Source organism: Herbaspirillum sp. Her2, assembly GCF_057961375.1.
The window spans coordinates 1,354,764-1,367,229 of the sequence record NZ_CM176331.1 but is presented as its reverse complement, the minus strand read 5'-3'; the positions used below and the strand labels follow the sequence as shown (position 1 = coordinate 1,367,229).

Below are 12,466 nucleotides of genomic sequence, written 5' to 3'. Positions count from 1 at the left end.
CCGATTCCTGTTGTTCAGATTGGCATGATGCCGCCGCTTCAGAGCGGCACCGCCTTGACGTTGAGTTTGATGACGGCCCGGCCGTCTCCCTGTACTTCCAGTGGCTGCTCTACGGCGGCCTGGTTCGGTCCCATGGTGAAATACCAGGCCTTGAGCGTGTAGCGGCCATTGGCGATGCCCTCCAACTTCACCACGCCGTTACGTTCGCTCACGCCGAAATGCGGAGTGTTGACCACCTGCACGTAGGCCACCATTTCATCGTGGATGTTGCAACCCAATACCACGGTACCGGCCTTGTCGAACACTACCGGACTGCCCGGCACGCCCGAATACAGCTTCAGTTCGAAGGTCTTGGCCGGGGAAAACGAATAGACATGGTGCCGGACGTTGTCATGGTTGGGGAACAGGATCGCTGTCCCGGTCTGCACCACCGTCACCAAAGGAATGAAGGTCTTGTTCTTCTGCTCGATCTCGACCTGGCGCGCCGCCTTGATGGCTCCTCCGCCACCCGCCGGTTCGGCATAGACCACGGCATTGGGCACGGGCTGGCCGGCGCTGTCGAGCACCTGCACAGAGACGGCGGCCTGAGCGCTCAGGGCCCACGTTCCTGCCCACAACAGGAAGAGAGCCAGGAGGGGGGCGCGGCGCATGTTCTTTTTCTGCATATCGCTGTCATTGAAAAATAAGGGCAATGAAGATGACCGGCGGCGACCGTGGCAACAGCGCATCCTGCCATCCATCCCCGCACTATACGGAAACCCTGAGAGTTGCATATCGGGGAGTTTCTGACTTGCTGCCGTGCAATATTTCAGGATCAGCGGCCTTCCCTCCCTCGGTGGCCGCCTCGATTCGCCGTTTTAATCTTCACTCTGACAATTATGCCCGTGAATTTCAATACTGGATGCCCCTCAGCAACCAGATCATTTGATGTCGCGCTACTGACTGCGCGGAGCGGTCAGATAGCCGATCACTGCGGGCAGGATCTCGGTCCGCACGCTGGCCGGGGAGACACCGCCATAACCGGTCAGCACCACCGCCTTGATGAGCGCCTTCAGCATGCGCTGGACCACGAAGGTCGCCACATCCAGATCGGGGGGCGTGATGGTGGCGCGGTGCTTTTCCAGCACCCGGCGGATGGAATCGAAGAAGCCCTGGCGGATTTCCTGCGAGACCGGCAGGTTGAAGGCCGGAAATTCCTCTTCGAGAATGCGATTGAGTTCCGGCTCCAGCAGGTGCGCCGCTACCAGTGCGTTGATCAGTTTCTCGAAATCGCCCGAGAGCGTCCCGGAGGCATCGATGTGCGCCACCACGTCTTCGAACAGCGTAAGCATGCGCGTGCTGTGGCGCTCGCGCAGCGCGAAGATCAGCGCATCCTTGTTGGGGAAATACTGGTACAGCGAACCGACGCTGATGCCGGCCGATTCGGCCACGAGATTGGTATTGGTCTTGGCATAGCCACGCTCGACGAGCACGCGCGACATGGCATCAAGGATGGTATCGACCATCGCCCGGGAACGTGCCTGGCGTGGTTCTTTTCTGGGTTGCAGTTTCATTGGCAGCTTTGGTGAGGAATTCGCCCGCCCCCGACGCGAATTCGCAACGTGAGTGATTGTTCGTATATCGAAGTATAATACGAAAAATGAGTTTTTACTCGCCCGACCCCGTCATGGTACTCGTAAATCCAGGCAAGCGCTGCCTGCCCCATCGGCCCGGTCCTGCGAGTCTTCGCGACTGAAGGCTGTCGGAACGTCGCGGCGCGTATCGCAAAACTCGAAAAACAACTCGTATCGCCAAACATTCTTCGTGGAGAATTCTATGCAACGCATCATCTCGCCCGCCACCCGGCCGCGGGCGAAGGCAGCCCGCGCCGTGCTGGCCGCGCTGATCGGGGCCATCGGCCTGGCGGGCTGTGCCAGCTTCGAGGGCATCGGCAGCGACAAGCAGCTGGCTCAGGCGCGCGACTTCAGTACCACACGCAGCCTCTCCGATCCAAATCCGGGCGCCCCCAACGGGCAATGGCCGGGCAGCGACTGGGTTCGCCAGTTCGGTGACGCCCAGCTCACCGCATTGATCGAGGACGCTCTCGCCGCCAATCCCGGCCTGCAACAGGCGCGCGCCCGCATCGGTGCAGCGGCCGCACTGGCTGAGTCACGCGGTGCACCGCTGCTGCCGACCGTGAACGCCGAAGCCTCGGTCATCCGCAATCAGTTTTCCAGTACCTCGATCTACCCGCCGCCTTACGGTGGCAACTGGTACAACGAAAAAAAGGCTGGCCTGAACGTCGGCTATGAGCTTGACCTCTGGAACAAGAACCAGTCTGCCCTGGAGCAAGCCATCTCCAGCGAGAAGGCGGCCCAGGCCAGCGAGCAGGAAGCACGCCTGGCACTCACGGCCTCGATCGTCTCGGTCTACAGCCAGCTGGCGGCGCAATATGCGGTACAGGACATCCTGCAGCGCACGGTACAGCAGCGCAGCAATCTGGAGACCATCACCGCCGACCGCGTCAAGACCGGTCTGGACAGCCAGATCGAACGCAACCAGTCGCGCACCAGCAGTGCCGATGCCCGCGCCCAGCTGGAACAGAATGCCGGCCAGATCGTGCTGCTGCGCCAGCAGCTGGGCGCGCTCAGCGGCAAGGGACCGGACCGCGGCCTGCAACTGGCCCCGCCCGCCCTGCAGAACCTGGCCACGCCGGGCCTGCCGGCCGACCTGCCGCTGAACCTGCTGGGCCGCCGTCCCGACATCGTGGCCGCGCGCTGGCAAGTGGAAGCCGCCAGCCGTGGTGTGGATGTCGCCAAGGCGCGTTTCTATCCGGACATCAACCTGAGCGCCATGATCGGTTTCGACAGTCTGGTCGATGCCAATCCCTTCACGGCCGCCAGCAAGAGCATCGCCTTCGGTCCGGCCATCACGCTGCCGATCTTCGAAGGCGGCGCACTGCGGGCCGGGCTCAAGGGCGAATACGCCAACTATGAGCTGGCCGTCGCCACTTACAACAAGACCTTGAACGATGCCTATGCCGATGTGGCGCGCCAGATTGCGGCAATCCACTCCATCGAGCGCCAGCTGCCGATCCGCCGTGAAGCGCTGCAAGCCGCCGAGCGTGCCTACGACCTGGCGCGCGAACGCTATCGCCTGGGCCTGGTGTCGCAACTGACGCTGCTGTCCTCAGAAACCGGCGTGCTGGCCCAGCGCCAGTCGCTGGTGGCGCTGGAAGCCCAGCGCCGTGAACAGCAGGTGGCGCTCTACAAGGCCCTGGGCGGCGGTTTCGACGCCCAGCAGGCCGGACTGGCGGCAGCCCCCCCGCCGTCGCGATGAGCCTGCCCCAAGACGACCTGAGCCAATGAACTGAACCCAGCCCGCCACCGGCTTCTCCACCCTGCCGCCGGTGACCGGGACGGCCCCGCTGCTGCGGCGGGGCTGATCGACCGACTACAAAAAGATAGAACGGAGTCCTCCATGAGTGACAGCACCACCCAACAAAACCCGCAAGCCAACAGCAATGGCAATGGCAATGGCAACGGAAATGGCAACGGCAAGCGCAAGCGTCAGCTGATCCTGCTCACGCTGGTCCTGCTGGTGATCGCCATCGCCTGTTTCCTGTACTGGTTCCTGCATGCCCGCTTCTTTGAAGAAACCGATGACGCCTATGTCGGCGGCAACGTCGTGCAGATCTCCGCCCAGGTTGGCGGCACCGTGGTGGCCGTCAAGGCCGACGACACGCAAGTGGTCAAGGCCGGCCAGCCGCTGGTGGCACTCGATGCAGCTGACACCAAGCTCGCGCTGGAGCAGGCCCAGGCCGCACTGGCCCAAGCCGTGCGCCAAACGCGCCAGCTGTTCCTGAACAACGACACGCTCGCCGCCAATGTGGCCGCAGCCGACAGCAACCTGGCCCGTGCCCGGGAAGACCTGCAGCGTCGCCAGGCTGGCCTGTCTTCCGGTGCGGTCTCGCAGGAAGACGTCTCGCACGCGCGCGACGCCGTCAAGAGCGCCGTCGCCGCACTCGACCAGGCCCGCGCTGCTGCAGCCGCCAACCGCGCCCTGACCGACCACACCAGCGTGACCGAGCACCCCAACGTGCTGCAGGCGGCCACCGCCGTGCGCAATGCCTACCTGAACTATGCCCGCGTGAACATCGTGGCACCGGTCTCCGGTTTCGTCTCCAAGCGTTCGGTGCAGGTCGGCCAGCGCATCGCGGCCGGCAATCCGCTCATGGCCATCGTGCCGCTGGAACAGATCTGGATCGACGCCAACTTCAAGGAAAGCCAGTTGCAGCACATCCGCCTGGGGCAGCCGGTGGAAGTGATCGCTGACGTCTACGGTTCCAGCGTCAAGTACAAGGGCACCGTGATCGGCTTCTCGGCCGGGACCGGTGGCGCCTTCTCGCTGCTGCCGGCACAGAACGCCACCGGCAACTGGATCAAGGTGGTGCAGCGCGTGCCGGTGCGCATCGCGCTCGATCCGGAACAGGTGCGCGCACATCCGCTGCGCATCGGCCTGTCCACCACCGCCACCGTGGACATCCATGGCGATGGCCGTGCGCTGGAAGCGGTGCCGACCAATTACCAGACCAATGTCTATGACGACCTCGGCAAGCAGGCCGATGCCATCGTCGAGCGCATCATCAGCGACAACGCCAGCGGCCTGCCGCAGGCGCGCAAGAGCAAGGCGGCCGCCGCACCGGTGGCGGTGCCGCACACCTGATGGGGTGCGGCTGTCCCTACCCGACCTTCACCGGACATTGATCAAGCCTTATGGCCACTACTCCCCCCAAACCCTACACGCCGCCACCGCCGCTGACGGGTGCCAACCTGGTGCTGGGCACCTTGTCGGTGTCGCTGGCGGTGTTCATGAACGTGCTGGATTCCTCCATCGCCAACGTCGCCATTCCGACCATCTCGGGCAACCTGGGTGTATCGGTCGATGAGGGCACCTGGGTCATCACCTCATTTGCCGCAGCCAACGCCATCTCGATCCCGCTGACCGGATGGCTGACGCAGCGCCTGGGCGCGGTGCGCCTGTTCGTGACCTCGGTGCTGCTGTTCGTGCTGGCCTCCTGGCTGTGCGGCCTGGCGCCCACCCTGCCCATCCTGCTGGCCGCGCGCGTGCTGCAAGGCCTGGTGGCCGGCCCCATGGTGCCGCTGTCGCAATCGCTGCTGCTGGGGGCCTACCCCAAATCGAAATCCTCCTTCGCCCTGGCGCTATGGGGCATGACGGCGGTGGTGGCACCGGTGGCTGGCCCCGCGCTGGGCGGCTGGATCACCGACAGCTACACCTGGCCCTGGATCTTCTACATCAACATCCCGGTGGGCCTGATTGCCGCCGGCGTCACGCTGGCCATCTACCGCTCGCGCGAGACGCCGACCCACAAGCTGCCCATCGACAAGATCGGCCTGGCGCTGCTGGTGACCTGGGTCGCGGCCTTCCAGATCATGCTCGACAAGGGCAAGGACCTGGACTGGTTCTCCTCGCCCACCATCGTCACGCTGGGCATCATCGCGCTGATCGCCTTTGCCTACTTCGTCGTGTGGGAACTGAACAATGACCATCCGGTGGTGGACCTGCGCCTGTTCGGCCGGCGCAATTTCGCCGGCGGCACCATCGCCATTTCCATCGGCTACGGGGTCTTCTTCGGCAACCTGGTGATCCTGCCGCAATGGCTGCAGCAATACCTGGGCTATCGCTCGATCGACTCGGGGCTGTCGACCGCACCGATCGGCATCTTCGCGGTGATCCTGATGCCGCTCATCGGACGCTTCCTGCCGCTGGTGGATGCGCGCAAGGTGGCCACGGCGTCCTTCATCGGCTTTGCCATCGTGTTCTGGCTGCGCTCGCGCTACAACCTGCAGGTGGATCAGATGACGGTGATCCTGCCCACGCTGCTGCAGGGGATTCCGACGGCCATGTTCTTCGTGCCGCTGACGGTGCTGCTGCTCTCCGGCCTGCCACCGGAACGCATCCCGGCGGCGGCCGGCCTGTCGTCCTTCGTGCGCGTGTTCTGCGGCGCGGTCGGCACCTCCATTTCGACCACGGCCTGGAACAACCGCACCATCATGCACCACGCACAGCTGACCGAACACGCCACCCCCTACAGCCCCTGGCTGCAGGAGACCGTCAACAACATCAGCAGCACCTTGGGCCTGAACGCCGAGCAGACGGCCGGCATGCTGGAGCGGACCATCACCTTCCAGGCGGCGATGCTGGGCATCAATGACATCTTCTATGTCTCGGCGGTGATCTTCATCGTCATCATCCCGCTGATCTGGATCATCAAGCCCTCCAAGGGCGGCGCGGGTGCGGCCGAAGCGTCGGCGGCACACTGAACTGGCCGGCCTGTGGCGGCTACCGCAGCCGCGACAGGCCGTGCTGCAGGCGGATGATGTCGATGAGCTTGCGCAAGGCCGGATGCGCATGGCGGCGGCTGCTGTAGTACATGTGAAACGGCTCGCTGGGGGCCGCCCATTCTTCCAGGATGGCTTCCAGCGAGCCTTCATCGATTTCCTTGCTGATCCTTCCCTCCAACAGATAGGCGATACCCACCCCGGCCTTGGCCGCCGCGATGGTGGCTGCCGTATTGTTGATCGTCACCAGGCCCGGCACGCGAATGCGCTGGCGGTGCTTGCCACGGCCGAATTCCCACTGGTAGCTCGAGTTGTCGCCCAAGAGCAATTGCAGGCAGGTGTGCTGCTGCAGGTCTTCCAATGTGAGTGGCCGTCCATGCCGATCCAGATACGCCGGCGAGGCCGCTGCCACCCAGCGATGCGCGCGCGTGAGCGGCGCGGTCACCATGCCCTCCGGCACGTAGTGGCCGTAGCGGATGCCGGCGTCATAGCCTTCGCTGACGATGTCGATGGGCTTGTCATCGACCACGATGGTGAGCTTGACCTTGGGACATAGCCGCACGAATTCGGGAATGGCCGGTTCGATCAGCAGATGGGCGGCATCGGCGAAGACGTTGATGCGCAATTCGCCCAGGCTCCCCTCTGCCGAGCTTTCCAGCTGGCCCAGCGCCTGCGCGATCTGCTCAAACCCTTCTTCCAGCCGGGCCGCCAGTTCACTGCCGGCCGCCGTGGGCGAGATCGCGCGGCTGGACCGGTACAGCAATTGGGTCGACAGCCGCTCTTCCAGCCGCTTCATGGCATGGCTGGTGGCCGAGGGCGTCAGGCCAAGCTGGATCGCGGCGGCCTTGAAACTGCCGGTACGCAGGATGGTGACGAAGATCCGCAGATCGGAAAATTCGATATGGTCGAGGAGGGACATGAATGAATTGAAATCACTTCAGGAATGAATCTGGCTCATCTTAAACCAGCCACCTTCGCGCGTGGTGCGCGGTATAACTACGGCTTTTGGAATGCTCAAAAGGAGTACCGGCATGAAAACAAGACGCTTTGGCCGCACGGGTGCGGAAGTTTCCGAAATCGGATTTGGCGCATGGGCCATTGGCGGTTCGTGGGGTGACGTTTCCTCCCAGGATGCCAAGGCCGCGCTGCACGCCGCACTGGATGCGGGCGTCACCTTCATCGACACGGCCGATGTCTATGGCGATGGCCGCTCCGAGCAGTTGATTGCGCAAGTCCTGAAGGAACGCGGCGGCGCACGTCCGTTCGTGGCCACCAAGGCCGGCCGCCGGCTCTCGCCGCATGTGGCCAGCGGCTACAACAACAAGGACAATCTCACCGCCTTCGTCGACCGTTCGCTCAAGAACCTGGAGGTCGATTGCCTGGACCTGGTGCAACTGCACTGCCCGCCCACCGAGGTGTATTACCAGCAGGAAGTGTTCGCTTACATGGATGAGCTGGTCGCGGCCGGCAAGATCCGCCATTACGGCGTCTCGGTGGAGAAGGTGGAAGAAGCGCTCAAGGCCATCGAATATCCGAACGTGAAATCGGTGCAGATCATCTTCAACATCTTCCGCCAGCGCCCCATCGGGCTGTTCCTGCAGGAAGCGCAGCGCCGCGACATCGCCGTGATCGCCCGCGTGCCGCTGGCCTCGGGCCTGCTGACCGGCAAGATGAATGCGCAGACCACCTTTGCCGCCGACGACCATCGTCAGTTCAACCGCCACGGCGAAGCCTTCGATGTCGGCGAGACCTTCTCGGGCGTGCCATATGAGGTCGCACTGGCCGCCGTGGAGAAGATCCGCGCGCTGCTGCCGCAGGGTGTTCCCATGGCGCAATTCGCGCTGCGCTGGATCCTGATGGAAAGCGCCATCAGCACCGTGATCCCCGGTGCACGCAACGTCGCGCAGGCGCAGTCCAACAGTGCGGCCAGCGCCCTGCCGCCGATCACGGATGAGGTGATGCAGGCGCTGCGCGAACTCTATCTGCATGACATTGCACCGTACGTGCATCAACGCTGGTAATCTGTGGCCCCTCCCCTTCATGTAACCAATAATAAGCAAGGACACCATGACACCCATCCAGCTCGCCATCGCCGGCGTCGGCAAGATCGTTTATGACCAGCATGCCCCGGCCATTGCCGGCAATGCCGATTTCAAGCTGGTCGCGACCGCCAGCCGCAACCACAGCATCGAGGGCGTGACCGCCTACAAGAGCATGGCCGAGATGCTCGCCTCGGGCACGGCCATCGAGGCCCTCTCCCTGTGCATGCCGCCGCAGTACCGCTATGAAGCCGCACGAGAAGCACTGAGCGCGGGCAAGCACGTATTCCTGGAAAAGCCGCCCGGTGCCACGCTCTCCGAAGTCGAGTCGCTGAAGAACCTGGCGGCGGACAAAGGCGTGACCCTGTTCGCCAGCTGGCACTCGCGCCATGCGCCGGCGGTGCAGGTGGTCAAGCGCCATCTGCAGGAACATGCGCCGCGCCAGGTCAAGGTGATCTGGCGTGAAGACGTGCGCCACTGGCACCCGGACCAGGAATGGATCTGGCAGCCGGGCGGCCTGGGCGTGTTCGATCCGGGCATCAATGCCTTGTCGATCGTCACCGAGATCCTGCCGCAGGCGATGTTCCTGAAGCAGGCCACGCTGGAAGTGCCATCCAACCGCCAGACGCCGATTGCCGCGCGCCTGGGCTTTACCGATGCCCTGGGCACGGATGTACAAGCGGACTTCGACTGGCGCCAGACGGGTGAACAGACCTGGGACATCGTCATCGAGACCGACAGCACCCGGGTCCACCTGAAAAAGGGCGGACATGAACTTTGGATCAACGATGCGCCGTGCGAGCTGCCGGTGGAGGGGGAGTATCCCTCGCTGTATGCACATTTCTGCCAATTGATCCGCAGCGGATCGTCCGATGTGGATGTGGCGCCGCTGCGGCATGTGGCCGATGCGTTCATGCTGGGGGAGCATGTTGTGACGGATGCTTTCGTCTGATCATGTACAGGCGGGTTGGCCGCCTTGTTTCCATGGAACCGGTCCGATTGGGCCGGTTTTTTTCATGAATGGGCTGAAATTGTCTCTAGCATTGGCGTATTCGCTAGGGACGTCCATGATTTCAACCGCGCTCGATATCACGGGCATTGGAGAAAGATCAAGCCAGTCTTTGTTCGGCTCTATGCCCTGGGCGAATCAAGAGGAACTTGTCCTCATGATTAACAAACTCAGAACGTTCTATTGAATCAGTACTTGTTTTAAGCCATGCCATTTAGACGTTCTACAAAACTGTTTGCTTTAGTTACCCTCGCACTCCTGGCGAGCTATCTCCTTTTGCGCAAATTCCCTCAACTGATCCGCCCCGCCATCGAACCGCAGACCATTCTGGTCAATCCGGGGGCCAAGTGCGCCCTGATCGAATACGCATTCCGCGGCGGCGAAAGGTGGTCTTGGCTGGATCCTTACGCCCTGTTCACGCTCTCCGACGGCGATGCGTTTTACACCGTCGTTGACCTGCGCTCCAAGAAAGTCGTGAGAGACAGTACCTGGCCCATCATTCCGATTACCGCGTATTCCCAAGGGTCGGTCGGGATGGGCCGCTCCGTATTTTTCTGGAGTGCCGATGGGAGAAGCGCAGCTTTTCCCGGCGGCGAAGGTCCAGCCTATATTTGGGAGCACATCCACGAGTGCGCGGGCGAGAAATCGGCATCACCTTATTCCAATCTCGAATGCTCCCTGGACAAGCAATCGCCCCAATGCAGCGCTATCAGAAACATGATTGAGTGAATTTTCAATCTCACGCACAACCAGAATCGCCGGCCATTCCCTTGATCTTGTCTGCGGCAACTGTGCTGCCCGCGGCAGCGGGTGGAGCCTGCCGCGATACAAACAGCACAGCCCGGCAGAGCGTGTGGAAGGCCGCAGAAAAAATAAGGGCTGACGATGTGGATCGTCAGCCCTTCATTCCAGCTCAAGCGAGTTCAAGCCATCAAATTGGCATGATGGAAGCGCAAATGATCTTCCACAAAACTCTCGATGAAGTAATACCCATGGTCATACCCCGCATGCCGACGCAAGGTCAGCGGCTGTGAGGCTTCCTTGCAGGCTGCCTCGAAGCGTTCCGGCTGCAGCTGCTCGATCAGGAATTTGTCTGCAAGCCCCTGATCGATCAGGATCCCCTGCGGGAAAGGCGCATAGAGCTTGCGCATCAGCTCGCTGGCGTCATGCGCCTGCCAGCTTTCCTGATCCTCGCCCAGATAGTGACTGAAGGCCTTCTGCCCCCACGGGCAGTGCACCGGCGCGGCGATCGGCGCGAAGGCCGATACCGAGCGGTACAGATCACGATGTCGCAAGGCCAGCGTCAGTGCGCCATGCCCGCCCATGGAATGACCGAAGATGCCCATGCGCTGCGGGTCGGCCGGGAAGTGCTCCAGCACGGCAAGGCGCAAATCCTCGACCACGTAACTTTCCATGCGGTAGCGCTGACTCCACGGCGTCTGTGTGGCATCCAGGTAGAATCCCGCACCCACGCCAAAGTCCCAGCTGTCGCTTTCACCGGCAATGCCCGCGCCACGCGGACTGGTGTCGCAACTAACCAGGATCAGCCCCAGCTCGGCCGCCACACGCTGCGCACCAGCCTTGATCATGAAGGTTTCTTCGGTGCAGGTCAGCCCGGCCAGGTAGAACAGCACGGGCAACTTGCCACCGCCCTGCCCCGCCTGCGGCGGCACGAACACCGAAAAGCGCATATCCAGCCCGATGGCGGGCGAGGCATGGCGATAAAAGCCCTGCACGCCGCCAAAACAGCCGTGCTCGGAGAGAGTCTCCAGCATCGCGCTCTCCTCAGAACTCGACCACGGAGCGGATCGACTCGCCGCTCTTCATCAGGTCGAAGCCCTCATTGATGCGCTCCAGCGGCAGCTTGTGCGTGATCAGGTCATCAATGTTGAGCTTGCCTTCCATGTACCAGTCGACGATCTTCGGCACGTCGGTACGGCCACGCGCGCCACCGAAGGCCGAGCCCTTCCACACGCGGCCGGTCACCAGCTGGAACGGACGGGTCGAGATCTCCTGGCCGGCTGCGGCCACGCCGATGATGATGGACTGGCCCCAGCCCTTGTGGCAGCACTCCAGCGACTGGCGCATGGTGGTGGTGTTGCCGATGCACTCGAAGCTGTAGTCGGCGCCGCCATCGGTCATGCCGATGATGGCATCAACCACGTTGGGCACGTCCTTGGGATTGATGAAGTCGGTCATGCCGAACTTGCGCGCCATGGCTTCACGCGCCGGATTCAGGTCGACGCCGATGATCTTGTTGGCCCCCACCATCTTGGCCGCCTGGATGACGTTCAGGCCGATGCCGCCCAAACCGAACACCACCACGTTGGCACCCGCTTCCACCTTGGCGGTGAACAGCACCGCACCTACGCCGGTGGTCACGCCACAGCCGATGTAGCAGACCTTGTCAAAAGGCGCATCCGAACGGATCTTGGCAAGAGCGATTTCCGGTACGACGATGTAGTTGGAGAAAGTCGAGGTGCCCATGTAGTGGAACAGCGGCTTGCCGTCCAGCGAAAAGCGGCTGGTGGCATCCGGCATCAGGCCACGGCCCTGGGTGGCGCGGATGGCCTGGCACAGGTTGGTCTTCTGCGACAGACAGAACTTGCACTCGCGGCATTCCGGCGTGTACAGGGGGATGACATGGTCATCCTTCTTGAGCGACTTCACGCCCGGGCCGACATCGACCACCACGCCCGCGCCTTCGTGGCCGAGGATGGCCGGGAAGATGCCTTCCGGGTCGGCGCCCGAGAGCGTGTAATAGTCGGTATGGCAGATGCCGGTGGCCTTGATCTCGACCAGGACTTCGCCGGCCTTGGGGCCGCCGAGTTCGACTTCCTCGATGGTCAAGGGCTTGCCTGCCTGCCATGCTACCGCTGCTCTTGTCTTCATAGGGATGGGTCCTTTGCGTGATGATTGAAGTAAAACTTCCCGACCGACCAGTTGGGCCTCGTCAGGAAAATTCAGTAAAACTGGTGATGCCTGTGAAACTTCCGACTGAGCGGTATTATCGCATTGCAAACGAAAACGCATCTGCCACGCTTAACATCCTTCATGTTGATGCCAGAACAAGTGAA

General features: G+C 62.5%; 11 protein-coding genes. 6 read left to right on the top strand and 5 right to left on the bottom strand.

What is annotated here, in order from left to right:
* Nucleotides 1-38 precede the first annotated feature (38 nt).
* A complete protein-coding gene (locus tag ACWHXP_RS06220; protein WP_232729613.1) occupies nucleotides 39-650 on the bottom strand; it encodes a methylamine utilization protein in 612 nt (203 codons plus the stop codon).
* Between the two features lie 285 nt (nucleotides 651-935).
* On the bottom strand, nucleotides 936-1,553 hold the full coding sequence (locus ACWHXP_RS06215) for a TetR/AcrR family transcriptional regulator (RefSeq protein ID WP_039785668.1): 618 nt from the start codon (nucleotides 1,551-1,553) through the stop codon (nucleotides 936-938).
* Nucleotides 1,554-1,815: 262 nt separating this feature from the next.
* Here ACWHXP_RS06215 and ACWHXP_RS06210 point away from each other — a divergent pair, with 262 nt between their 5' ends.
* From ACWHXP_RS06210 to ACWHXP_RS06200, 3 genes are all read left to right on the top strand, one after another.
* The gene (locus ACWHXP_RS06210; protein ID WP_489634227.1) at nucleotides 1,816-3,318 is read left to right on the top strand and encodes an efflux transporter outer membrane subunit; all 1,503 of its coding nucleotides are present in this window, start codon (nucleotides 1,816-1,818) and stop codon (nucleotides 3,316-3,318) included.
* A 141-nt stretch (nucleotides 3,319-3,459) separates the two neighbouring features.
* Entirely contained in the window at nucleotides 3,460-4,704 is a 1,245-nt protein-coding gene (locus ACWHXP_RS06205) for an HlyD/EmrA/EmrK family protein (RefSeq protein ID WP_121041638.1), read from the top strand.
* 50 nt (nucleotides 4,705-4,754) lie between these two features.
* The gene (locus ACWHXP_RS06200; RefSeq protein WP_134222666.1) at nucleotides 4,755-6,323 is read left to right on the top strand and encodes a DHA2 family efflux MFS transporter permease subunit; all 1,569 of its coding nucleotides are present in this window, start codon (nucleotides 4,755-4,757) and stop codon (nucleotides 6,321-6,323) included.
* A 19-nt stretch (nucleotides 6,324-6,342) separates the two neighbouring features.
* Here ACWHXP_RS06200 and ACWHXP_RS06195 read toward each other — a convergent pair whose 3' ends face one another.
* Complete coding sequence (locus ACWHXP_RS06195) at nucleotides 6,343-7,260, bottom strand: LysR family transcriptional regulator (RefSeq protein ID WP_489634228.1); 918 nt, start codon at nucleotides 7,258-7,260, stop codon at nucleotides 6,343-6,345.
* A gap of 112 nt (nucleotides 7,261-7,372) precedes the next feature.
* Here ACWHXP_RS06195 and ACWHXP_RS06190 point away from each other — a divergent pair, with 112 nt between their 5' ends.
* From ACWHXP_RS06190 to ACWHXP_RS06180, 3 genes are all read left to right on the top strand, one after another.
* Entirely contained in the window at nucleotides 7,373-8,362 is a 990-nt protein-coding gene (locus ACWHXP_RS06190; RefSeq protein WP_311433671.1) for an aldo/keto reductase, read from the top strand.
* Between the two features lie 46 nt (nucleotides 8,363-8,408).
* A complete protein-coding gene (locus tag ACWHXP_RS06185) occupies nucleotides 8,409-9,332 on the top strand; it encodes a Gfo/Idh/MocA family protein (RefSeq protein ID WP_489623075.1) in 924 nt (307 codons plus the stop codon).
* 264 nt (nucleotides 9,333-9,596) lie between these two features.
* Nucleotides 9,597-10,118 (top strand): hypothetical protein, encoded by a 522-nt coding sequence (locus tag ACWHXP_RS06180; protein WP_311433670.1) that lies wholly within the window; start codon nucleotides 9,597-9,599, stop codon nucleotides 10,116-10,118.
* Between the two features lie 194 nt (nucleotides 10,119-10,312).
* On the opposite strand, the gene fghA is transcribed toward ACWHXP_RS06180, so the two are convergent.
* Nucleotides 10,313-11,164: an S-formylglutathione hydrolase gene (fghA, locus tag ACWHXP_RS06175; protein WP_489623077.1), complete on the bottom strand. Its 852-nt coding sequence runs from the start codon at nucleotides 11,162-11,164 to the stop codon at nucleotides 10,313-10,315.
* A gap of 10 nt (nucleotides 11,165-11,174) precedes the next feature.
* On the bottom strand, nucleotides 11,175-12,281 hold the full coding sequence (locus ACWHXP_RS06170; RefSeq protein WP_013234687.1) for an S-(hydroxymethyl)glutathione dehydrogenase/class III alcohol dehydrogenase: 1,107 nt from the start codon (nucleotides 12,279-12,281) through the stop codon (nucleotides 11,175-11,177).
* Nucleotides 12,282-12,466: the final 185 nt, after the last annotated feature.

Coding starts and splice junctions, on each gene's coding strand:
- ACWHXP_RS06220 (WP_232729613.1), bottom strand. CDS start 650: ATGCGCCGCGCCCCCCTCCTGGCTCTCTTCCTGTTGTGGGCAGGAACG.
- ACWHXP_RS06215 (WP_039785668.1), bottom strand. CDS start 1,553: ATGAAACTGCAACCCAGAAAAGAACCACGCCAGGCACGTTCCCGGGCG.
- ACWHXP_RS06210 (WP_489634227.1), top strand. CDS start 1,816: ATGCAACGCATCATCTCGCCCGCCACCCGGCCGCGGGCGAAGGCAGCC.
- ACWHXP_RS06205 (WP_121041638.1), top strand. CDS start 3,460: ATGAGTGACAGCACCACCCAACAAAACCCGCAAGCCAACAGCAATGGC.
- ACWHXP_RS06200 (WP_134222666.1), top strand. CDS start 4,755: ATGGCCACTACTCCCCCCAAACCCTACACGCCGCCACCGCCGCTGACG.
- ACWHXP_RS06195 (WP_489634228.1), bottom strand. CDS start 7,260: ATGTCCCTCCTCGACCATATCGAATTTTCCGATCTGCGGATCTTCGTC.
- ACWHXP_RS06190 (WP_311433671.1), top strand. CDS start 7,373: ATGAAAACAAGACGCTTTGGCCGCACGGGTGCGGAAGTTTCCGAAATC.
- ACWHXP_RS06185 (WP_489623075.1), top strand. CDS start 8,409: ATGACACCCATCCAGCTCGCCATCGCCGGCGTCGGCAAGATCGTTTAT.
- ACWHXP_RS06180 (WP_311433670.1), top strand. CDS start 9,597: ATGCCATTTAGACGTTCTACAAAACTGTTTGCTTTAGTTACCCTCGCA.
- fghA (WP_489623077.1), bottom strand. CDS start 11,164: ATGCTGGAGACTCTCTCCGAGCACGGCTGTTTTGGCGGCGTGCAGGGC.
- ACWHXP_RS06170 (WP_013234687.1), bottom strand. CDS start 12,281: ATGAAGACAAGAGCAGCGGTAGCATGGCAGGCAGGCAAGCCCTTGACC.